20 protein-coding genes are annotated in these 22172 nt (G+C 57.1%); 11 read left to right on the top strand and 9 right to left on the bottom strand.

Annotated features, from left to right (window positions below):
• The first annotated feature begins 194 nt into the window (after positions 1 to 194).
• On the top strand, positions 195 to 1241 hold the full coding sequence (gene rluB, locus MKI83_RS08225; protein ID WP_241584797.1) for a 23S rRNA pseudouridine(2605) synthase RluB: 1047 nt from the start codon (positions 195 to 197) through the stop codon (positions 1239 to 1241).
• A gap of 55 nt (positions 1242 to 1296) precedes the next feature.
• Here the strand turns inward: rluB and MKI83_RS08220 are convergent, their stop codons facing one another.
• The 3 genes from MKI83_RS08220 to MKI83_RS08210 are packed head-to-tail and all read right to left on the bottom strand — an operon-like array spanning position 1297 to position 2999.
• Positions 1297 to 1719 carry a GNAT family N-acetyltransferase gene (locus MKI83_RS08220; RefSeq protein WP_241584794.1) on the bottom strand — a complete coding sequence of 141 codons (423 nt, stop codon included), beginning with the start codon at positions 1717 to 1719 and terminating at the stop codon, positions 1297 to 1299.
• A gap of 3 nt (positions 1720 to 1722) precedes the next feature.
• A complete protein-coding gene (locus tag MKI83_RS08215) occupies positions 1723 to 1920 on the bottom strand; it encodes a hypothetical protein (RefSeq protein WP_241584792.1) in 198 nt (65 codons plus the stop codon).
• On the bottom strand, positions 1917 to 2999 hold the full coding sequence (locus MKI83_RS08210; protein ID WP_241584791.1) for a GGDEF domain-containing protein: 1083 nt from the start codon (positions 2997 to 2999) through the stop codon (positions 1917 to 1919). Before MKI83_RS08210 ends, MKI83_RS08215 begins: the two co-directional genes overlap by 4 nt.
• 146 nt (positions 3000 to 3145) lie before the next feature.
• On the opposite strand from MKI83_RS08210, the gene MKI83_RS08205 reads away from it, so the two are divergent.
• On the top strand, positions 3146 to 4105 hold the full coding sequence (locus MKI83_RS08205; RefSeq protein ID WP_241584790.1) for a 1-phosphofructokinase family hexose kinase: 960 nt from the start codon (positions 3146 to 3148) through the stop codon (positions 4103 to 4105).
• Between the two features lie 55 nt (positions 4106 to 4160).
• On the opposite strand, the gene MKI83_RS08200 is transcribed toward MKI83_RS08205, so the two are convergent.
• The 5 genes from MKI83_RS08200 to MKI83_RS08180 form a co-directional block, all read right to left on the bottom strand.
• Positions 4161 to 5087 carry a GGDEF domain-containing protein gene (locus tag MKI83_RS08200; RefSeq protein ID WP_241584789.1) on the bottom strand — a complete coding sequence of 309 codons (927 nt, stop codon included), beginning with the start codon at positions 5085 to 5087 and terminating at the stop codon, positions 4161 to 4163.
• 194 nt (positions 5088 to 5281) lie between these two features.
• Positions 5282 to 6022: a YciK family oxidoreductase gene (locus MKI83_RS08195; RefSeq protein WP_241584788.1), complete on the bottom strand. Its 741-nt coding sequence runs from the start codon at positions 6020 to 6022 to the stop codon at positions 5282 to 5284.
• A 45-nt stretch (positions 6023 to 6067) separates the two neighbouring features.
• A complete protein-coding gene (mupP, locus tag MKI83_RS08190) occupies positions 6068 to 6739 on the bottom strand; it encodes an N-acetylmuramic acid 6-phosphate phosphatase MupP (protein ID WP_241584787.1) in 672 nt (223 codons plus the stop codon).
• On the bottom strand, positions 6739 to 7440 hold the full coding sequence (ubiG, locus tag MKI83_RS08185; protein WP_241584786.1) for a bifunctional 2-polyprenyl-6-hydroxyphenol methylase/3-demethylubiquinol 3-O-methyltransferase UbiG: 702 nt from the start codon (positions 7438 to 7440) through the stop codon (positions 6739 to 6741). Before ubiG ends, mupP begins: the two co-directional genes overlap by 1 nt.
• Positions 7441 to 7450: 10 nt before the next feature.
• Positions 7451 to 8794, bottom strand: coding sequence for a TRZ/ATZ family hydrolase (locus MKI83_RS08180; protein WP_241584785.1), 1344 nt, complete (start codon positions 8792 to 8794; stop codon positions 7451 to 7453).
• A 169-nt stretch (positions 8795 to 8963) separates the two neighbouring features.
• Between MKI83_RS08180 and mtnA the strand changes: the two genes are divergently transcribed.
• The 9 genes from mtnA (at position 8964) to ihfB (ending at position 21538) form a co-directional block, all read left to right on the top strand.
• Complete coding sequence (gene mtnA / locus MKI83_RS08175) at positions 8964 to 10037, top strand: S-methyl-5-thioribose-1-phosphate isomerase (RefSeq protein ID WP_241584784.1); 1074 nt, start codon at positions 8964 to 8966, stop codon at positions 10035 to 10037.
• Positions 10038 to 10241: 204 nt separating this feature from the next.
• On the top strand, positions 10242 to 12995 hold the full coding sequence (gene gyrA / locus MKI83_RS08170) for a DNA gyrase subunit A (RefSeq protein ID WP_241584783.1): 2754 nt from the start codon (positions 10242 to 10244) through the stop codon (positions 12993 to 12995).
• 65 nt (positions 12996 to 13060) lie between these two features.
• Positions 13061 to 14137 carry a 3-phosphoserine/phosphohydroxythreonine transaminase gene (serC, locus tag MKI83_RS08165; protein ID WP_241584781.1) on the top strand — a complete coding sequence of 359 codons (1077 nt, stop codon included), beginning with the start codon at positions 13061 to 13063 and terminating at the stop codon, positions 14135 to 14137.
• Positions 14137 to 15234, top strand: a complete 1098-nt coding sequence (pheA, locus tag MKI83_RS08160; RefSeq protein WP_241584779.1) for a prephenate dehydratase — start codon at positions 14137 to 14139, stop codon at positions 15232 to 15234. Before serC ends, pheA begins: the two co-directional genes overlap by 1 nt.
• A 58-nt stretch (positions 15235 to 15292) precedes the next feature.
• A complete protein-coding gene (hisC, locus tag MKI83_RS08155) occupies positions 15293 to 16402 on the top strand; it encodes a histidinol-phosphate transaminase (RefSeq protein ID WP_241584777.1) in 1110 nt (369 codons plus the stop codon).
• Complete coding sequence (locus MKI83_RS08150) at positions 16399 to 18615, top strand: bifunctional prephenate dehydrogenase/3-phosphoshikimate 1-carboxyvinyltransferase (RefSeq protein WP_241584776.1); 2217 nt, start codon at positions 16399 to 16401, stop codon at positions 18613 to 18615. Before hisC ends, MKI83_RS08150 begins: the two co-directional genes overlap by 4 nt.
• Positions 18612 to 19295: a (d)CMP kinase gene (cmk, locus tag MKI83_RS08145; protein WP_241584775.1), complete on the top strand. Its 684-nt coding sequence runs from the start codon at positions 18612 to 18614 to the stop codon at positions 19293 to 19295. The genes MKI83_RS08150 and cmk overlap by 4 nt, the downstream gene beginning before the upstream one ends.
• Positions 19296 to 19421: 126 nt before the next feature.
• Entirely contained in the window at positions 19422 to 21104 is a 1683-nt protein-coding gene (rpsA, locus tag MKI83_RS08140) for a 30S ribosomal protein S1 (protein ID WP_241584774.1), read from the top strand.
• Between the two features lie 140 nt (positions 21105 to 21244).
• A complete protein-coding gene (ihfB, locus tag MKI83_RS08135) occupies positions 21245 to 21538 on the top strand; it encodes an integration host factor subunit beta (RefSeq protein ID WP_241584773.1) in 294 nt (97 codons plus the stop codon).
• Between the two features lie 27 nt (positions 21539 to 21565).
• Here ihfB and MKI83_RS08130 read toward each other — a convergent pair whose 3' ends face one another.
• Positions 21566 to 22171, bottom strand: a complete 606-nt coding sequence (locus MKI83_RS08130) for a hypothetical protein (protein WP_241584772.1) — start codon at positions 22169 to 22171, stop codon at positions 21566 to 21568.
• Between the last annotated feature and the right edge of the window lies 1 nt (position 22172).

The raw sequence follows: 22172 nt of genomic DNA, 5'->3' as shown, positions 1-22172 counted from the left end.
GGCCAATTTCGTACAGGCCCAGAGCCGTCAGCACAGGGTTGCTGATATCTGGGCCTGCGCCTTTGGTCGTTTTTTCGCCGCGCTCAGGCGACTCTCGACTAGCCTGCGTGCAAGTGCTGGCGTAAGCGCGTATAGTGCGCGCCCGCTTAAGGCTGCGCGGTGCAGCCGCCACGTTTACACCGGGAGGTGCCCAGATGAGCGAAGAATTCCACGATATCCCCGATACCACGCCAGCCCCCAGCGGCGAAAAACTGCAGAAAGTGTTAGCGCGTGCCGGCCTTGCGTCGCGCCGCGAAGTAGAAGCTTGGATTGCTGCCGGTCGTCTGCGGGTGGATGGCGAACTCGCCACCCTCGGGGCGCGGATCGAAGGCCACGAAAAGATCGAACTCGACGGCCGTCCGCTGCGTCAAGACGAAGTCGCGCAAGTGCAGCGTCGGGTGTTGATTTATAACAAGCGCGAAGGCGAAGTCTGCACCCGTGACGATCCTGAGGGGCGTCCCACTGTGTTTGATCGTTTGCCGCGCGTACGCGGTGGCCGCTGGATCAATATCGGCCGTTTGGACATCAACACCACTGGCTTGTTGATGTTCACGACCGACGGTGAGTTGGCCAACCGCCTGATGCACCCGTCCTACGAGATGGACCGTGAATACGCCGTGCGCGTTCGCGGTGAAGTGACCGACGAAATGATCGAGTCGCTTAAAGAAGGCGTGATGCTCGAAGACGGCCCCGCCAAGTTCACTGACTTGAAAAAAGCCCCCGGTGGCGATGGCTTTAACCATTGGTTCCACTGCGTGGTGATGGAAGGCCGTAACCGCGAAGTGCGCCGTCTGTGGGAAGCTGTCGATTGTGTGGTCAGCCGTCTGAAGCGCGTGCGTTTTGGGCCGGTGTTTTTGACCGCCGATATGAGCGTCGGCCGCTGGCGCGAGATGGATCAGCGTGAAGTGGATATCTTAAGTGCCGAAGTAGGCCTTAAGCCGATGCAAATCGTTGAGGAAAAAACCAAGTTCCGCGAGCGCATTGAGCGCCTGCAGCGTAAGTCGGGCAAGCCGAGCGAGCCGCGCCGTGGCCCTAAGAACAAGCGCAGCGACGCCGGTCGTCACGCTGAGCTGGCCGAGCGTAAGCGCCAGCAAGGTGCTGAAGTGGCGGAGCGCCCAACGGACTTCGACAACAAAGGCAAGCCTGTGCATCGTCGCCCGCGCACCGGCGGTGGTGGTTCGCGTCCTGGTTTTAAGCGTTAATTAAAGCGTTTGCTGCATCCAACAAGGCCCGTTCGCGGGCCTTGTTGCTGTCTGGCTAGTCCTCAGACGGTAGCCATTGCAGTGCCACCAGCACTTTATGTTGTTGGTAGCGCTGTAAGCGTTCTTGCAGGGCGGCCGGCAGGGTGGTGGCGCGCTGGAAGCCGACGCGCTGATACCAAGACGTTAATTCGGGATGACAAAACAGCCACAACGGTTGTTGGTAGTGGCTTTGCACGGTGCGCACAAGTTGATGGCCAAAACCTTGCTGGCGCCAATTCGGCGCGACGAATAAGCCGGTTAGCCAGAAGCCCTTGTCGTGTGCCGCAAGGCATAGTGCGGCGACTTGTTCAGCGTTTTGCTCTAAGCCCCATAGCAGTGCCCCAGTGTTAGCGCGCATAGCACTGCGGTGGCTTTTGTAGAACTTATTAACCAGCGGTAAAAGCGTTGCTGGGTAGCAGCGGGCGGTGACTGGTTTCATCGATTACGCAGGCGGGTTTAGTAGTGCGCTCAGGGCTTTGCGCAGTGCCCGCGCATGCTGTGGCGTAGGGCATTGGTATTGCGCGTGTGCGACATGGGCAAGCCACTGCTGGCTGGTCATGTGTTGTTTGGCTTGTAGCAAAGCCTCGGCTTGAGCTTGTATTAGCTCGGGCAGTGGTTTTGGCTGGGCTGATTGGTTCATGGTGAGCAGACGCTGGTGGTTGGCTGGCCATGCTCGTCGTCGTGATCTTGACTCACTACTTGGTTGCGGCCCTGCTCCTTGCCACGGTACAGGCGCATATCGGCGCGCTTAAAAAGCTGGCTGATGGTGCGACCATCACTGGGCCATTCAGCCATGCCGAAGGTGGCCGATAGGTGCACCGGGCCATGCTCCAGCGTTATGGCGGTATCGGCAATATGCTGGCGCAGTGTTTGGATCACTGGCTCTGCAGCTTCGCGCGGGGTGTCTTGCAAAAGGATGGCAAATTCCTCGCCACCAATGCGGCCTAAGGTATCGCTCACCCGTACGCGTTGACGTAAGCATTCGCTGAGCTGCTTGAGTGCCGCATCGCCAGCGAGATGGCCGTGCTCATCGTTGATGTCTTTGAAGTGGTCGATATCCATGATCACCAGCGTCTGGGTTAAACCACTTCGCTCGGCCTTTTGCAGGCAGTGCTGCATTTCCTGCTGAAAATGCCCGCGGTTGCTCAGCTGGGTGAGCGGGTCGGTCTGGGCCATTTTTGCCAAGGCATGGTAAGCCTCGCTCCGGCGAGTCTCATATAAATGCACAAAGGTGATGATGCACACCCCGCACAAGATAGCGTTGCTCAGATCAATCAGCTTGAGTGGATCGTCGGGCAGGCCGAAGTGATTAAGATACAGGCCGGTGCAAATCAGCAGATAGGGCACGCTAATCAGCAAGCCGTGACGCTTGCCCAGGAGCAGATAGGCCAGTGGCGGCACGGCATAAAACCAAACAAAGGCCATCGGCGAAGCATTGGGCATCACCACGATGTAGAGCAAAAACGCGCAGATCGGCAGCAGGTACAGGTAAATCATCACATTGATGTGCTTGACCCGAGGGGTGTACCACGCCCCGAGCAGCAAGGCGGCGCTAATCAAGACTTCAACGAGCGCAAACAGCAGGTTGCCGGTTAAAAATTGCAACAAGGCAAAACCCAGCAAGCTGAGCCCAGTGAACAATAAGATGTGCAGCATCATGCTGCGCTGCCCAGCGGCAAACAGGCCTACATCACGAGAAGAAAACGGCGATTGGGGCATAACGCTTCCAAGCTTGGGCAGACTGGGGCGTGCTTAACGGCGGCACACAGCCCAAGGGTAACGTAAAAGCCGCTTGCGTTGGGTCAGCATGCGCAATGATCAGCGGGCTAGACTGAAGCTTATCGAGTGCGCTGATGGATGCGAGCATGCCTGTTGCGATTGTCACACTGACCTTGTCCCCTTCGTTGGATAAAGCCACCGAGGTGCCCGAGTTTCGTCCCGACAGCAAATTGCGTTGCGCTGAGCCGGTGTTAAGCCCGGGCGGCGGCGGGGTTAATGTCGCGCGCGCGTTGGCCGCATTAGGCGTTCAGGCCTTGGCACTTTTACCGGCAGGCGGCCCCTACGCGGCGGTGATGCTGGCTCAGTTACAAGCGCAAGGAGTGCATGCTCGTGCATTAAGCGTGCAAGCCCCGCTGCGCGAGTGCCTTAACGTGCGCGATGCGCATACCGGCAAAGAGTTTCGTTTAGTGATGCCCGGGGCGAGGTTAACCGCTGCGGAGCAAGACGAATTGCTGCAAGCGTTGGCGGCGTTGTCTGGCTATCAGTACTTGGTTATTAGCGGCAGCTTGGCGCCGGAATGCGCGGTGGATGTACTGATTAAAGCTATTGATCTTGCTCGCGCTGCTGGCGCACGTTGCGTGTTAGATGTGCCGGGCGAAGTCTTACAGGCGGTGCTCAAGCAGCGCGCAGTGTATTTGATCAAGCCCAATGTGCACGAGCTTGCGGCGCTTGTGGGTGAGCCTGATTTGCCGCAAGCGCATGTCGCTGAGTCTGCCGAGCGCCTTGTTGTGGCTGGCACAGCGGAGGTGGTCATCGTTTCGCAGGGTGCGCAAGGTGCGCTGTGGCGCAGCGTGTATGGCGCAGGTCATCAAGCCGCGCCGGCGGTGGAGCGCTTGAGCACCGTGGGCGCTGGGGACAGCCTTGTGGCAGGCTTTTTGGCGCAAGCGCTGGTACAACCGCCTGTGGATGCGACGAGTATCGCCGCGTGTGTGCGTCAAGGCGTGGCGGCGGGCAGTGCCGCGACGATGACAGCCAGTCATGACTTGTGCCGGCAGGCGGAAGTCACGACGCTGTTGGCGGCAATGCCGCCTGTGAGTCATGCGTAAGGCATAAAAAACGCGCCTAAACAGTCGGCGCGTTTTTTATCGGGGGAGGCTTTATTTAGCTGGCCATGCACACTTGGTTACGGCCATTGCGCTTGGCTTGATACAAGGCTTGGTCGGCGCGTTGAATCAGGTCATTGCCGTTTTCATGGTTGAGCAATGCAGCGCAGCCCACGCTGGCTGACAAGGCAATGTTGTCGCCATTGATGCGAAATTGCAGTTCAGCGATTTGGCGACGGACACGCTCAGCGACCATCAGGGCATCTTGGCGGTTGGTGTTGGTGAGCAGGATGAAGAACTCTTCGCCGCCATAGCGAAACACCATGTCGATATTGCGCAGCGAGTTTTTCAGGCTGTCCGCTACCGAACGCAATGCCTCGTCGCCCACTTGATGGCCCCAAGTGTCATTGAGCTTTTTGAAGTAATCCAAATCGACCATTAAGGCGCTGAGGGGCTGTTGATGACGCTTAGCCATCGATACTTCGCGCTCTAGCGCTTTATCCAAGGCGACACGGTTACCAGTGCCGGTTAAGCCGTCACGCAGTGCGCTGCGCAGCGCGTCGCGGTACAGCAGGGCATTACGCAGCGGGAACAGCAAGGCGCCGATCAAGGTTTCTAAGCGCTCAAGCTCGGCTTCATCAAAGCGTTGCTGGCGACGTAGGATCAGCTCGCCCAAGTATTGGCTTTCATGGGTTAGACGGTAGCTGGCCGAGTGGCTGGCGCGTTGGCCCAGCTCAACCCGCAGTTCGGCTGGGCCGTTCTGATAGGTGAGGGCGTCCACGTGGCATGCTTGCTGGATCTCTTGGAAGAAGATGCCCAGCAGGCGCTCCATCTCTAAGCTGGTTTGCAGCAGGCTCACCAAGTGCTGGCGGATGCTGTCCAGTGTGCGGGGAGTTTGGCTGGGGGCGCGACGGCGACGGGGTTGCGCAACTTGCAGTCGTGCAGTGTCGAAGTCGATGGTGTTGCCTTGTACCGAGCCTGCCATGGGAACCTCTGCTCATAAAAGCGTGTGTTGCAGGCTAATAAGCGCAAAGTGTGCCAGCTTTTACGCAGGCCTTGCCCGGTGGGCGTTTGCAGCGTTTTTTGCAGTTGCTGTGCTGGCCATGTGCCGGCTTATTGGCAGGGTTTTGCCGCCTACGGCAAAGGGCTTGCCGCAGGCGTTGGCAGAAAATTGACGCCTTATTGGGCGTCGAAGCTTTGACCGTTAATCCCTTGGCTATCGGGGCCCATCAAGTACAAATACACCGGCATGATGTCTTCGGGGCTTGGATTCTTCTCAGGGTTTTCGCCTGGGTAGGCGGCGGCGCGCATGCTGGTGCGGGTGGCGCCTGGGTTGATGCAGTTGGCTCGCACGTTGCTGGTGCCGTCCATCTCATCAGCCAGCACTTGCATCAAGCCTTCGGTGGCAAATTTCGACACGGCATAAGCGCCCCAGAAAGCACGCCCCTTACGGCCAACACTGCTGGAGGTGAACGCGATAGAGGCGTCTGCCGCCAAGCGCAGCAGCGGCAATAGCACGCGGGTTAAGTTGAACGCGGCGTTGACGTTGACGTGCATAACGCGCTGCCAGTGGTCAGCGGCGTATTGCTCAATCGGCGCCATGGGGCCCAGTTGGGCGGCGTTGTGCAGCAAACCATCAATGTGGCCAAATTCACGCTCGAGGGTGGCGGCCAGCTCGTCGTACTCGTGCGGCAGGGCTGTTTCAAGGTTGAGCGGGTAAATCGCAGGCTGTGGATGGCCGGCGGCTTCAATTTGGTCGTACACATGCTCTAGGGCTTCAACGTTGCGCCCCAGCAAGATCACGGTCGCACCGTGTGCGGCAAAGGCTTTCGCCGCTGCGGCACCAATGCCCTTGCCAGCGCCTGTGACCAAAATAGTGCGGCCTTGCAGTAGGTCGGCGCGAGCGGTGTAATCAAACATGGTTTTCTCCTAACAAGCAGCGCGTGCTGCCAATGATGCGTTGGTTCAGCAGCCGCACAGGGCTTGCTCAAGGACTTGGCGTAAATCAAGAGGCTGGTCGATGATCACGTCGGCGCCCCAATGGCTGGGGTTGTCATCAGGGTGGATATAGCCATAGCGCACAGCGCAGGTGCGCATGCCGGCGGCGCGGCCGGCTTCGATATCCCGTACATGGTCGCCCACGTAGAGCACTTCAGCCGGTTGTAAGGCGAGCTGGGTGCAGGCCAGTAGCAGTGATTCAGGGTCTGGCTTGCTGCGGCTGACGTGCTCTGGGCAGATCAATACAGCGCTACGTTCGTGCAGTTGCAGGTGGCGCATCAAGGGTTCAGCAAAGCGCACCGGCTTGTTGGTCACCACGCCCCACGTTAACGAAGACTGCTCGATGGCCTTTAGTAGCTCCGGCATGCCCGGATAAGGCTTGGAGTGAACGGCGCAGTGATCGAGATAGCGCTCAAGAAAATCCTGCCGTAACGGTTCAAACTCGGCGCTCTCAGGGTCAATACCAAAAGCGCTAGCGACCATGGCGCGGGCGCCGTCGCTCACCACAGCACGCACCGCCTCATCGTCGGCTGGCGGCAGGCCGCGCGCGGCACGCATGGCTTGGGCAACGGCGATAAAGTCTGGCGCGGTGTCCAGCAGGGTGCCGTCCATGTCAAACAGTACAGCTCGCAGGCGCATCAGGCTTCCTTGTGGGTATGAATCATGTAGTTAACATCGACATCCGCTTCGAGTTTGTAGCTGCGCGTTAGCGGGTTATAGGTCAGGCCGATGATGTCGCGCACGTCGAGTTCGGCGGCACGGCACCAAGCGCCTAGCTCTGATGGGCGGATAAACTTTTTAAAGTCGTGGGTGCCGCGTGGCAGCATGCGCAGCACGTATTCGGCACCGATAATCGCAAACAAATACGCTTTTGGATTGCGGTTAATGGTGGAGAAAAACACCTCGCCGCCGGGCTTAACCAGCTGATAACAGGCGCGAATGACCGAAGCTGGATCAGGCACGTGCTCGAGCATTTCTAGGCAGGTCACGACGTCAAACTGCCCCGGCATTTCGGCGGCGAGCTCTTCGGCGGTGATGCGCCGGTAGTTGACTGAGACGCCTGATTCGAGCTGATGCAGCTGCGCTACCGCCAGCGGCGCCTCGCCCATGTCGATGCCGGTGACGTCGGCGCCGCGTTGCGCCATGGATTCGCTCAAAATGCCGCCGCCGCAGCCGACGTCGAGCACTTTCTTGCCGGCTAAGCTGGCGCGCTGGTCAATCCACTGCACGCGCAATGGGTTGATATCGTGCAGGGGCTTGAATTCGCTATTGCGATCCCACCAGCGGCTGGCAAGCGCTTCAAATTTGGCGACTTCGCTGTGATCTACGTTACTGCTCATAAGGCTTCCTTCAGCGTGGGCGAATGCGTGCAGCCCATTGACGGGCTTGAGCGGCGAGAGCGTCGGTGTCGTGGCGCAGTAAACGGCGCTGGTCAACCAAAAGCTTACCGCCGACCCAGACATGTTTAACGCAGTCGCGGGTGCTGGCATAAATCAGTTGTGAAACGGGATCGTACAACGGCTGTTGTGCGAAACCGGATAAATCAAAGGCCACGATGTCGGCGGCTTTGCCGACCTCCAGCGAGCCACAGGTATCGGCCAAGCCCAGCGCGCGCGCGCCATTTAATGTGGCCATGCGCAACGCGCGGTGCACGTCTAGCGCGGTGGCATCGCCGCTCACGGCTTTGGCCAGCAAGGCGGCGGTACGTGTCTCGCCGAGCAGGTCTAAATCGTTATTGCTGGCGGCGCCATCGGTACCTATCGCCACATTCACGCCGGCCTGCCACAAGCGCTCAACAGGGCAAAAACCACTGGCTAGCTTGAGGTTGGATTCGGGGCAGTGAATGACGCTGGTATTGCTTTCTACCAGCAAGGCGAGGTCGTCGTCGCTGATTTGCGTCATGTGTACGGCTTGAAAGCGCGGCCCGAGCAACCCGAGATCTGCAAGGCGCGCCAGCGGGCGCTGGCCGTGTTGGCGCTGTGCCTCGCTGACTTCGTGCGCGGTTTCGTGCACATGCATGTGGATGTTGGCGTCGGCTTCCTCTGCCAGCAGGCAAACTTGGCGCAAATTGGCATCGTTGACCGTGTACGGCGCATGCGGGCCAAACGCTACGTGTAAACGGGGATGTTGCTTGAGTTCGTCGTGCAGGCGCAGGCCTTGGCGTAAGGCTTCATCGGTGCTGCGTGCGCCTGGCACGGGGAAGTCGATCACCGGCATGCTGATCTGTGCGCGTACGCCCGCGTGGTGATACACCTCGGCGGCGATAGCTGGGTAAAAATACATGTCGGCGCTGGTGGTGGTGCCGCCAAGCAGCTGCTCGGCGACGGCAAGCTCCGTGCCGCAACGCACAAAGTCTTCGTTAACCCACTGGCCTTCGGCCGGCCAGATGTGCTGCTCCAGCCACGTCATTAGCGGCAAGTCATCGGCCAGGCCACGGAACAATGTCATGGCCGCGTGGCCGTGCGCGTTGACAAGGCCTGGCGCTAATAGCATGCCCGGTAACTCAAGCTGAGCCTTGCTAGGCAGGGCGCGTGCTTGCTCGCTGGGCGCGATTAAAGCAATCAGCCCATCACGGATACCTAATGCGTGTTGATGAAGCACTACTCCGGCGGGCTCGACCGGGACTAAATAGTCGGCAAACAGCATTAAGTCGAAGGGGGTATGCGCGTTCGCAGGGGCGCTGGCGTTGGGCATGGCGGCCTAAGTGGGTAACTGCATGTGTCGGCAGTATACCCAAGAGCGCAGCGCTCTGGGCGTTGATCGCCACGCCATAAACGGTAACAAAAGCGCCGAAGCGACATGGCCTGCGGCACCTTGGCTGTATTGAGGCGTATAATGCCGCGCTTTTGTAGCGGGAGTTGTCATGCGCGAGCGTTTGCTAGCAGCGGAGAAAGTGGTGTCGATTCGCTGGCGCGATGGCTGTTTGCATCTGCTGGATCAGCGTTTGCTGCCGCTTAAGCAGGTTTGGCTGCGTTATGACTCCAGCGCTGATGTCGCCACGGCCATTCGTGACATGGTGGTGCGTGGCGCGCCTGTGATCGGTATTGCGGCGGCTTTTGCCGTGGTGTTAGCGGCACGCGCACGCTTAGCGCAAGGTGCCGATTGGCGCGGTGCTTTGGCCGCCGATTGCCAGCAGCTGGCGGCGGCACGACCCACGGCAGTCAATCTTTTTTGGGCGCTCAAGCGCATGGCGGCTTGCTTGGCAGCCCATGATGATGCCCAGGCCTTGGCTGCGCTTGAGCAAGAAGCACTGGCGATTCTCGATAGCGATCGTGAGGCCAATCTGGCGATGGCTAGTTTGGGCGCCGAGCTGATCCGCAAAGACAATAGCCAGCCGCAAAATATCTATACCCATTGCAATGCCGGCGCGCTGGCTACCGGCGGTTTTGGTACCGCGTTGGGGGTGATTCGTGCAGCGCATGCGGATGGCCTAGTTGAGCGGGTGTTCGTGAATGAGACACGTCCTTGGCTGCAGGGCTCGCGCTTGACTGCGTGGGAGCTGCTGGAAGAGGGGGTGCCGACGCGCTTGAATGTTGACTCAGCCGCGGCATTTGTCATGCGCGAGCACGAAGTGCGCTGGGTGATCGTCGGGGCTGACCGTATTGCTAATAACGGGGACGTGGTCAACAAAATCGGCACTTATCAACTGGCTGTCACGGCGATGCACCATGGCGCGCGGTTCATGGTGGTGGCGCCTAGCTCGACCATCGATATGGACAGCGAATGCGGAGACGACGTTGAGATTGAAGAGCGCAGTGCCGAAGAGCTGCTGAGCTTTGCTGGTCAGCGCATCACTGTCGATATGCCCACCTACAACCCAAGCTTTGATATCACCCCGGCGGATTTGATCGATGCGATCGTCACCGAAAAGGGAGTGGTTGAGCGTCCTGACGAAGAAAAAATGCAGGCCTTAATGTGCCGCAAGCGCTTGCACTAAGCATTTGATTGCGCGCGAATTTACTCCAAGGTGCGTTTGTTAAGGCTTGCGGGCGCAAAAGGCGATTTTCTGGTGAGCGCAGGGCGTCGGTTGTGGTAGGATCAAGCGCATTTTTTCGCCTACCGACGCCGTTGGTAGGCCTTGGCCCAAGGCGCGTGCCGCGCGGCGGGCAGGACAGCTAAATAACAAGGAACCAGGCAGCATATGGGCGAACTGGCCAAAGAAATCCTCCCAGTCAATATCGAAGACGAGCTGAAGCAGTCCTACCTTGATTACGCCATGAGCGTTATCGTTGGGCGGGCCTTGCCGGATGTGCGTGATGGCTTAAAGCCTGTGCATCGTCGCGTGTTGTTCGCCATGAGCGAACTGAAAAACGACTGGAATAAGCCCTATAAAAAGTCGGCCCGTGTGGTCGGTGACGTGATCGGTAAATACCACCCGCACGGCGACTCGGCGGTGTACGACACCATCGTGCGTATGGCCCAGCCTTTTTCGCTGCGCTACATGCTGGTGGATGGCCAAGGTAACTTCGGTTCGATCGACGGCGACTCTGCCGCCGCGATGCGTTATACCGAAGTGCGTATGGCCAAGATCGCGCATGAAATCCTCGCTGATCTTGAAAAAGAAACCGTCGACTGGGTGCCCAACTACGACGGCACCGAGCAAATTCCTGCGGTTATGCCGACCAAGGTGCCAAACCTGTTGGTCAACGGCTCCAGCGGCATTGCGGTGGGTATGGCCACGAACATCCCGCCGCACAATTTGCGGGAAGTGATCGACGGCTGCTTGGCGCTGATCAATAACCCAGAGCTGGGCGTGGATGACCTGATGCAGTTCATTCCGGGTCCGGACTTTCCAACTGCCGGCATTATCAACGGTCGCGCAGGCATTATTGAGGCCTACCGCACCGGTCGTGGTCGCGTGTATATGCGAGCCCGTGCCGGCTTCGAAGATATCGATAAAGGCGGTCGCCAGCAGATCGTCATTACCGAGCTGCCTTACCAGCTGAACAAAGCGCGCTTGATTGAGAAAATCGCCGAGCTGGTAAAAGAAAAGAAAATCGAAGGCATCAGCGAGCTGCGCGACGAGTCGGATAAAGACGGCTTGCGCGTGGTGATCGAGCTGCGTCGCGGCGAAGTGGCTGAGGTCGTGCTGAACAATCTGTACGCACAAACGCAGCTGCAAAGCGTGTTCGGCATCAACATGGTGGCGCTGGTCGATGGCCAGCCGCGTCTGTTGAACCTTAAGGACATGCTGGAGGCGTTTGTTCGTCACCGTCGTGAAGTGGTCACCCGTCGTACCGTGTACGAGCTGCGCAAAGCGCGCGAGCGTGGCCATATTTTGGAAGGCCAAGCGGTCGCCCTGTCCAATATCGACCCCGTTATTGAACTGATCAAAAAATCGCCGACCTCAGCAGAAGCCAAGATTGCCTTGGTCGAAAAAGGTTGGGATGCCGGTGCCGTGGTGCACATGGTCGAGCGTGCCGGTGCGCAAAGCTGCCGTCCCGAAGATCTCGATGAGCAATACGGCATGCGCGACGGCAAGTACTACTTGTCGCCCGAACAAGCGCAGGCCATCTTGGATTTGCGTCTGCACCGCCTGACCGGTCTTGAGCATGAAAAGCTGCTGGCCGAGTACCAAGAAATTCTCAATCAAATTGGCGAGTTGCTGCTGATTTTGAACAGCGCTGAGCGACTGATGGAAGTCATTCGTGAAGAGCTGGAACAGGTTAAAACCGAGTACGGCGATGATCGTCGCAGCGAAATCGTTGCCTCGCAGATGGATCTGTCGATTGCTGACCTGATCCCGCAAGAAGAGCGAGTGGTGACTATTTCCCACGGCGGTTATGCCAAAACCCAGCCGCTGTCGGTGTATCAAGCGCAGCGTCGTGGCGGTCGTGGTAAGTCCGCTACTGGGGTTAAAGACGAAGACTACATCGAGCACTTATTGGTCGCTAACAGCCACGCCACGCTGCTGCTGTTCTCCAGCAAGGGCAAGGTGTATTGGCTGCGCACCTTTGAAATCCCCGAGGCATCGCGTACCGCGCGCGGTCGTCCGTTGGTCAACTTGTTGCCCTTGGATGAAAACGAGCGCATCACCGCAATGCTTGAGATTGATCTGGAAGCCTTGCAAGCCAGCGCTGGCGCTGACGAAGAGCTGGACGACAACGACGCTGCGGTGATTGAGGGCGAAGTGCTTGAAGCTGATGAAGGCGATGACGCGGCTGATGATGCCGATGATTCGCTGGATGAGGCGACCGGCGCCTACATCTTTATGGCCACCGCTTACGGCACCGTGAAGAAGACACCGCTGGTGCAGTTCAGTAAGCCGCGTAGCTCGGGCTTGATTGCCCTGCGTTTAGAAGAGGGCGACACCTTGATCGCCGCCGCGATTACCGACGGCGCCAAGGAAGTCATGTTGTTCTCCGACGGCGGCAAAGTGATTCGCTTCAAAGAAGGCCACGTCCGCACTATGGGGCGTACCGCGCGCGGCGTGCGCGGCATGCGCTTGCCAGAAGGACAGCAGCTGATTTCCATGCTGATCCCTGAGTCTGGTGCGCAAATTTTGACGGCCTCTATTCGCGGTTACGGCAAACGTACTGCGCTGGAAGAGTTCCCGCGTCGCGGTCGTGGTGGCCAGGGCGTGATCGCCATGGTCAGCAACGAGCGTAACGGCATTCTCGTCGCCGCCGTACAAGTGCAAGAGGGCGAAGAGATCATGCTGATCTCGGACCAAGGCACGTTAGTACGTACTCGCGTGGATGAGGTGTCGAGCCTGGGGCGTAATACGCAAGGCGTTACATTGATTAAGCTGGCCAGTGATGAGTCGCTAGTTGGGCTTGAGCGTGTTCAAGAGCCGTCCATTGATGAGGATGAACTTCTCGAAGAGATCGACGGTGAAGACGGCGCTGAGGTTGAGGCGGTCGTGCAGGCGGATGACGCTGTAGCGGACGAGTAAAGGTGTACGAAAAAGCGCTGAATCATTCAGCGCTTTTTCTGTTTTGGTGAACTGGAAAGAGAAACATGCGCGCGTTTAATTTTTGTGCAGGTCCGGCAGCATTACCTGAAGCAGTGCTGCAACAAGCTCAAGCAGAAATGGCAGATTGGCACGGCAAAGGCCTGTCTGTGATGGAAATGAGCCACCGCAGTGATGAGTTTGTCAGCATCGCTCAACAAGCGGAGCAAGATCTGCGTGATTTGTTGGCGATTCCAGCCAACTACAAAGTGCTGTTTTTACAAGGCGGCGCGAGCAGCCAGTTCGCCATGATCCCGCTGAACTTGCTGGCGCAAGGGCAGGTGGCCGATTACATCGATACCGGTATCTGGTCGAAAAAAGCCATCGAAGAAGGCCAGCGCTTCGGGCAGATCAATGTTGCTGCTAGCGCCAAGGCGGCCAAGTACTTCGCCATTCCCGAGCAAGCCAGTTGGCAGTTAAGCCACAACGCGGCTTATGTTCATTACACCCCCAATGAAACCATTGGTGGTTTAGAGTTCGACTGGATTCCGCAGGTTGATGCGCCTTTGGTGGCGGATATGTCGTCCACCATTTTGTCGCGTCCACTCGATGTGTCGCGCTTTGGCATGATTTACGCCGGCGCGCAGAAAAACATCGGCCCAGCGGGGCTGACCTTGGTCATCATTCGCGAAGATTTACTCGGCAAGGCACAGGCAGTGTGCCCGACCATGTTTGATTACAAAGTCGCCGCCGATAATGAGTCGATGTTTAACACACCGCCGACCTTTGCTTGGTATTTGTCGGGCTTGGTGTTTGCTTGGCTCAAAGCGCAGGGCGGCTTGCCGGCCATTGAGGCAATCAACCGTCGTAAGCAAGAAAAGCTCTACAGTGCGATCGATAGCAGTGCGCTGTATGCCAACCCAATTGCCAAATCAGATCGCTCGTGGATGAACGTGCCGTTCACCTTGGCGGATGAGCGCTTGGACAAGCCATTCTTGGCAGGCGCTGAAGCTCGCGGGCTGCTGAATTTAAAAGGCCATCGCTCGGTGGGCGGCATGCGTGCCAGCATTTACAACGCCGTGCCAGAAGCGGCGGTGGATGCATTGGTGGCGTACATGGCGCAATTCGAGCAGGAGCACGGCTAATGTCCGAAGAAGCTCAACTCAAAGCGCTGCGTAAACGCATTGATAGTGTCGATGAGCAGATACTCGACCTGATCAGCGAGCGCGCACGCTGCGCCCAAGAAGTCGCACGGGTAAAAATGCAGTCCTTGCCAGAAGGCGAGTCACCGGTGTTTTACCGCCCCGAGCGCGAAGCTTGGGTGCTGACGCACATTATGCAGCGCAATAAAGGGCCGCTGGATAACGAAGAAATGGCGCGCCTGTTTCGCGAAATCATGTCGACTTGCTTGGCCCTTGAGCAGCCTTTGAAAGTGGCGTTTTTAGGCCCAGAAGGCACCTTCACTCAAGCAGCGGCGTTAAAGCATTTTGGCCATGCTGTGGTCAGCGTGCCGATGGCGGCGATTGATGAGGTGTTTCGTGAAGTGGCCGCCGGTGCGGTCAACTTTGGCGTGGTGCCGGTAGAGAACTCTACCGAAGGAGCGATCAACCATACCCTCGACAGCTTTATGGAGCACGAGCTGCATATCTGCGGCGAAGTCGAGCTGCGTATTCACCATCACTTGCTGGTGGGTGAGAACACCAAAACCGATCGCATTACGCGGATTTATTCGCATGCGCAGTCGTTAGCGCAGTGTCGTAAGTGGCTTGATCTGCATTACCCCAATGTCGAACGTGTAGCGGTTGCCAGTAACGCTGAAGCGGCTAAACGCATCAGTGGTGAATGGAACAGCGCGGCGATTGCCGGCGATATGGCCAGCGACTTGTACGGCTTAACCAAGTTGCACGAGAAGATTGAGGATCGCCCCGATAACTCGACGCGCTTCTTGATCATCGGCAACCAAGAGGTGCCGCCGACCGGCGATGACAAAACCTCAATCATTGTGTCGTGCCGCAACAAGCCAGGCACATTGCATGATTTGTTGGCGCCGTTTCACACCAATGGCATCGATTTGACGCGTATTGAGACGCGCCCCTCGCGCAGCGGTGTGTGGAGTTACGTGTTCTTTATCGACTTCCGTGGGCATCGCCACGACCCCTTGATCAAAGATGTGCTTGAGCGCATCAATGATTCGCAAGTTGGCTTGCGCGTGTTGGGTTCGTACCCTAAAGCGGTCCTCTAATAACGGTGTTGAGCTGTGCCGTAAGTTTTACCGCACAGGCTAGCGCGAGGCGTTATCGATGAGTTGTGATTTTCTAGCTCGAGCTGTGCCGGGCGTACAAAAATTATCGCCTTATGTGCCGGGTAAGCCGGTGGATGAGCTGGCGCGTGAATTAGGCTTGGCGGTCGAGGATATCGTTAAGCTAGCCAGCAATGAAAACCCGCTGGGGCCAAGCGCAGCCGTTATCGCGGCGGTGCAGGCGGCACTGCCTGAGATAACCCGTTATCCCGATGGCAATGGCTTTGCTCTTAAGCAGGCGTTGGCGCAAACCTTTGGCGTAGCGCCGAGCCAGCTGACGCTTGGCAACGGTTCTAACGATGTTTTAGAGCTGATTGCGCGTGCTTTTTTGGCGCCCGGTTTGAATGCGGTGTTTAGCCAGCATGCTTTTGCGGTCTATCCGCTGGTCACCCAGGCGGTCGGGGCAGAAGGGCGCAGCGTACCCGCGTTGGATTGGGGCCATGACCTGCCGGGCATGCTGGAAGCCTGTGATGCCAATACCCGTGTGGTATTCATTGCCAACCCAAACAACCCAACGGGTACTTGGTTTGATCATGCTGCGCTAGAGCGCTTCATGCAGCAGATTTCCGAGCACGTGCTGGTCGTGCTGGATGAGGCGTATACCGAGTATAGCGATGCGGGTGAGCTGCCTAACGGTTTGGATTATCTGGCGCAGTATCCCAATTTAGTGGTGACCCGCACCTTTTCTAAGGCTTACGGCTTGGCGGCGTTGCGTATTGGCTATGCGGCCTCCAGCGTTGATGTGGCTGATGTGTTGAACCGTGTGCGTCAGCCGTTTAATGCCAATAGCTTGGCTTTGGCTGCGGCGGTAGCCGCCTTGACGGATGTTGATTACTTAGAGCGCAGTCGCGCGCTTAATCGTGCGGGCATGCAGCAGCTTGAGACGGGCTTTAGTGAGTTAGGCCTGAGCTGGATTACTTCACGCGGCAATTTCATCGCCGTTGATTTGCAGCAGCCAGCCGCACCGATCTATCAGGCTCTGCTCGCCGAAGGCGTGATCGTGCGCCCTGTGGCGGCGTATGAGATGCCGACTTTCTTGCGCGTCTCGATTGGTTTGCCGGCTGAAAATCAACGCTTGTTAGCGGCTTTGCGCAAGGTTTTGTCGGCGTGAGTGTGCAGCTAAAGCGCTTGGTCGTCGTTGGCTTGGGCTTGATAGGCGGTTCCTTTGCCAAGGGCCTACGTGAGTCAGGCCTATTTGCCGAAGTGGTTGGCGTTGATCGCGACAGTAAAAGCTGCGTGCGCGCGGTTGAATTGGGCGTTGTTGATCAGTGTGCAGACAGTTTGCAAGACGCTTGCCGTGGTGCTGATGTCATCATGCTGGCAGTGCCCATCTTGGCCATGGAGCACGTGCTGGCAGAGTTGGCCAAAGTGGACATAGGCAACGCGGTGATTACAGATGCCGGCAGCGCCAAAGGCAACGTGGTGCGGGCTGCGCAAGAAGCGTTTGGGCAGTTTCCACCGGCGTTTGTTCCGGGGCACCCGATTGCAGGGTCCGAGCAAAGTGGCGTGGAGGCGGCTAATGCCCAGCTGTTCCAGCGCCATAAGGTCATTTTAACGCCGCATGAGCGTACCGATACTGCAGCGCTGCACCTGATCCGCCGTTTGTGGGTGGCTTTGGGCGCGCGCGTCGAGTTTATGGATATCGCGCATCATGACGAAGTACTGGCGGCGACGAGCCATTTGCCGCATTTGCTGGCCTTTGGCTTGGTCGACTCGTTGGCTCGCCAAGGCGAAAATTTAGAGATTTTCCGCTATGCCGCTGGCGGCTTTCGTGACTTTACCCGTATTGCCGGCAGTGATCCGGTGATGTGGCATGACATCTTTCGCGCTAATCGCGAAGCGGTGTTACGAATTTTAGATATTTATCGTGGCGATCTGGACGCCTTGCGCGCAGCGATCGACAGCGGGGACGGTGTGAGCTTGCTGGGGGTCTTTACCCGAGCGCAGGCTGCCCGTGAACATTTCACCAAGATGCTGGCCCGCAGGGCCTACATGGACACTATGCACAGTCAAGATGTGAGTTACCTAGCTAAGCCCGGTGGTCGTTTGAGTGGTCGCGTTCGCGTGCCCGGCGATAAATCCATTTCTCATCGCTCGATCATGCTCGGCTCGTTGGCCCAAGGCACGACCGAAGTGGAAGGTTTTCTGGAGGGCGAAGACGCCTTGGCGACCTTGCAAGCCTTCCGTGACATGGGGGTGGTGATTGAGGGGCCGCACAATGGCCGCGTAGTGGTGCATGGCGTCGGCCTTAACGGTCTGCAACCACCGCCTGGGCCGCTGTACTTAGGTAACTCAGGTACTTCGATGCGTTTGTTGTCTGGTCTGTTGGCCGGGCAAAGCTTTGATACCGTGCTGACGGGCGATGAGTCGCTGTCTAAGCGGCCAATGGGGCGTGTTGCCAAGCCTTTGCGAGAAATGGGGGCGGTGATTGAAACTGCCGCCGAAGGGCGTCCGCCGATGACCATTCGTGGTGGTCAGCGCCTGTCAGGCATGCATTACGACATGCCGATGGCCAGCGCACAGGTGAAGTCTTGTTTGTTGCTGGCTGGCTTGTACGCAGCCGGTGAAACTTCGGTCAGTGAGCCGGCGCCGACGCGCGATCATACCGAGCGTATGCTGCAAGGTTTTGGCTATCCAGTACGCGTGCAGGGCAACACAGCAGCGGTCACGTCAGGTCACTCACTGACCGCCGGCAAAATTGAAGTGCCGGCTGATATTTCTTCGGCGGCCTTCTTTTTGGTTGCCGCCAGTATTGCGCCAGACTCCGAGCTGTTGCTTGAGCATGTTGGGATCAATCCAACGCGCACCGGTGTGATCGACATTCTGCGCCTGATGGGCGGCGATATCACGCTGGAGAATGAGCGCGTGGTTGGCGGCGAGCCCGTCGCTGATTTGCGTGTGCGTTCAGCGGCGCTAAAGGGGATTGAAATTCCTGAAGAACTGGTACCGCTGGCCATCGACGAGTTCCCTGTATTGTTTGTTGCTGCGGCCTGCGCCGAAGGTCGTACCGTTTTGCGTGGTGCTGAAGAGCTGCGCGTAAAAGAGTCTGACCGTATCCAAGTGATGGCCGATGGCCTGAAAGTGCTGGGTGTCAGCGCCGAGCCAACTCCCGACGGTATCGTGATTGACGGCGGCAGCATGCTGGGCGGCGAAGTCGACAGTCATGGTGATCACCGTATTGCCATGGCGTTTTCTGTGGCATCGCTGCGCGCGCAAGATGACATCGTGATTCGCGATTGCGCCAACGTTGCCACCTCATTCCCTAACTTTTTAGGTATTGCTCAAGCCGCTGGCATTCAGGTGGCGATGGAGAAGAAAGCATGACCGACGCGGTTTTGGTCATTGCCATCGACGGCCCCAGTGGTTCAGGTAAAGGCACTGTGGCAGGGCGCTTAGCGCGCAAGCTGGGGTTCCACTTGCTCGATTCTGGCGCACTCTATCGTCTCTTGGCCTTCGCAGCACACAACCATGGCGTGGCGCTGGATAATGAAGAAGCGCTTAAAGTGATGGCTGCGCATTTGGATGTGCAGTTTCATAACGACGGTAACGGGCAAAAAATCATCCTTGAAGGGGATGAGGTTACTCAGTTAATTCGCACTGAAGAAGCAGGTGCCGGGGCGTCGCAAGTGGCTGCTTTGCCAGCGGTGCGTGAAGCCTTACTACAACGCCAGCGTGCTTTTTGCGAGGCTCCCGGCTTGATTGCCGATGGGCGTGATATGGGCACCGTCGTATTTCCCAACGCTCCGCTTAAGGTTTTCCTAACGGCCAGCGCCGAAGAGCGGGCACGTCGCCGCTACCTGCAGTTGAAGGGGCAGGGTCAGGATGTTAATCTTGGGAGTCTTCTTGTGGAGATTCAGGCTCGAGACGAGCGAGACATGAATCGTGCAGTGGCGCCACTTAGGCCGGCCGCGGATGCGATCTTGCTGGATTCCACAGAAATGAGCATTGAACAAGTGCTCGAACACATCGATCAAGAGCTTGCAGCGCGGGGCTTGATCGAATGATTTTTTTGAGGTGGCCTCAGGAACCAGTCGACTCGATCTGCTGTTGCCAAACCTCACATAAGCAACCGACCCACGTCAGCTGGTGATGTGGTGTGTAGGGCAAATGCCCGTTAAACAGGAATAACCATGAGCGAAAGCTTTGCAGAACTCTTTGAAGAAAGCCTGAAAACCCTAGACATGCAGCCGGGTTCGATCATCTCCGGCATCGTGGTCGACATCGATGGTGACTGGGTCACCGTTCATGCTGGCCTGAAGTCTGAGGGCGTTATCCCCGTCGAGCAGTTCTACGACGAGCAGGGTGAACTGACTATTGCTGTCGGTGACGAAGTTCAGGTGGCTTTGGATGCGGTTGAAGATGGTTTCGGTGAAACCAAGCTGTCCCGTGAAAAAGCTAAGCGCGCCGAATCCTGGATCGTTCTGGAAGCAGCTTTCGCTGCCGAGGAAGTCGTCAAGGGTATTATCAATGGCAAGGTCAAGGGTGGTTTCACCGTTGACATCAATGGTATCCGCGCCTTCCTGCCGGGTTCTTTGGTTGATGTTCGCCCAGTGCGCGATACCGCTCACTTGGAAAACAAAGAGCTCGAATTCAAAGTTATCAAGCTGGACCAGAAGCGCAACAACGTTGTTGTTTCTCGTCGTAGCGTGCTGGAAGCCGAAAACAGTGCCGAGCGCGAAGCTCTGCTTGAGTCGCTGCAAGAAGGCCAGCAGGTTAAAGGTATCGTTAAGAACCTTACCGACTACGGCGCATTCGTTGACTTGGGCGGCGTAGATGGCCTGCTGCACATCACCGACATGGCTTGGAAGCGCATCAAGCATCCTTCTGAGATCGTCAACGTTGGTGACGAAATCGACGTTAAAGTCCTGAAGTTCGACCGCGAGCGCAATCGCGTATCGCTGGGTCTGAAGCAGCTGGGCGAAGATCCATGGGTTGCCATCACTGGCCGTTACCCAGAAGGCACTCGCGTCAATGCTCGCGTAACCAACCTGACTGATTACGGTTGCTTTGCTGAGCTGGAAGAAGGCGTAGAAGGTCTAGTTCACGTATCCGAAATGGATTGGACCAACAAGAACATTCATCCGTCCAAAGTCGTGCAAGTTGGCGACGAAGTCGAGGTGATGGTTCTGGATATCGACGAAGAGCGTCGTCGTATCTCTCTGGGCATCAAGCAGTGCAAGAGCAATCCGTGGGAAGACTTCTCCGGTAACTTCAACAAGGGCGACAAGATCTCCGGCACCATCAAGTCGATCACCGATTTCGGTATCTTCATTGGTCTGGATGGCGGCATCGACGGTCTGGTTCACCTGTCCGACATTTCTTGGAACGAAGTGGGCGAAGAAGCCGTACGTCGCTTCAAGAAGGGCGACGAACTGGAAACAGTCATCCTGTCTGTAGATCCTGAGCGTGAGCGCATCTCTCTGGGTATCAAGCAGTTGGAAGACGATCCGTTCTCTAACTTCGTATCCCTGAACGACAAAGGCGCCATCGTTGTTGGTACCGTTAAAGAAGTGGACGCTAAGGGTGCTGTAATTACCTTGGCTCCGGAAGTTGAAGGCGTTCTGAAAGCCTCTGAACTGAGCCGTGATCGCGTTGAAGACGCGCGTAACCTGCTCAAGGAAGGCGAGAGCGTTGAAGCTAAGATCATCAGCGTTGACCGCAAGTCGCGCGGCATTGTTCTGTCCATTAAGGCCAAGGACTTTGACGACGAGAAAGACGCCATCAAGGAACTGCGTAACAAGCAGGAATCTGATGCGGCCGGTCCGACCACCATTGGTGATCTGATCAAGGCACAGATGGAAGGTAAGAACTAAGTTCTTGCTTTGTGTCGAAAAAAGGGCGACTTAGGTCGCCCTTTTTTATTGACATTATTTTCTCCTTGGTTGTAAGCGACTCCCTAGGCGTGGTAAAAAAGCTGCGAGGTTCCTAGTAGCTTGAAAACTAAGGGAAAAGCATGACCAAGTCAGAGCTGATTGACCGTATTGTTGAGCACCAAGGGCAACTGTCTTCCAAGGACGTTGAGCTGGCCATTAAGACCATGCTGGAACAGATGTCGCAGGCGCTGGCGACGGGAGATCGGATTGAAATTCGTGGTTTTGGCAGCTTCTCATTGCACTATCGTGCGCCTCGTTTAGGTCGCAACCCCAAAACCGGCGACTCGGTGACGTTGGACGGCAAGTACGTTCCACACTTCAAGCCCGGCAAAGAGCTGCGCGATCGCGTTAATGAGGAAGAAGAGGCGTTTTAAAAGCGCCTGTCACGCTTTGACTAACGCTTAAACCCGCAGGCTATCAGCCATGCGGTAAAGCATTAACAGCTTCTTGGTGAGCGTCTGTTGTATGTCTTGGCGCTCAAAGGTGGAGAGGTGCGGTAGGTTTTCAAGCTGCAATCGATGCATGTGCAAGTACGGCATACGGGCATCGAATTCGCGCAAGTCACCCTTCATAAGAATGGGCAAGAAGGCATCGCCAATCTTGCGCTGGTCGCTGATGATGCGCGCGATGGCTTGCTTAAACGGCATAAACTTCGGCGCTGGAGTGTTTTTGCCTAAATGTGCCGCTAGCACTAAGCCTTGTTTGCCCAATACTTCGCCCGGCAAGATGCAAAGCCCGGTTTTACGCACCGCACCACTGCGAATGCTGTGTAAGGTGTCGTGAAAAGCATATGGATTAGGCAGCACCACCATCTTTCTACCCTGTTCACTGGGGAAGTGCAGGTTGTAGTTGGTGTAGATCTGCTCGACAGACTCTGAGTAAACGCACAGCCTGTTTTCAAACAATCGAATAAAGCGCTCGGCAAAATCACGGCCGTTGATGTGGTCTAGATCCCAGACCAGATCGGAGTTGTCTTGGGCGTTGCTAAGTGCTTCGCTGCTTGCCATG

Source organism: Atopomonas sediminilitoris, from assembly GCF_022601735.1.
In the GTDB taxonomy this organism is placed as follows: domain Bacteria; phylum Pseudomonadota; class Gammaproteobacteria; order Pseudomonadales; family Pseudomonadaceae; genus Atopomonas; species Atopomonas sediminilitoris.
Note: the sequence above shows the minus strand (reverse complement) of the source record. Positions and strands in the feature narration are given on the sequence as shown.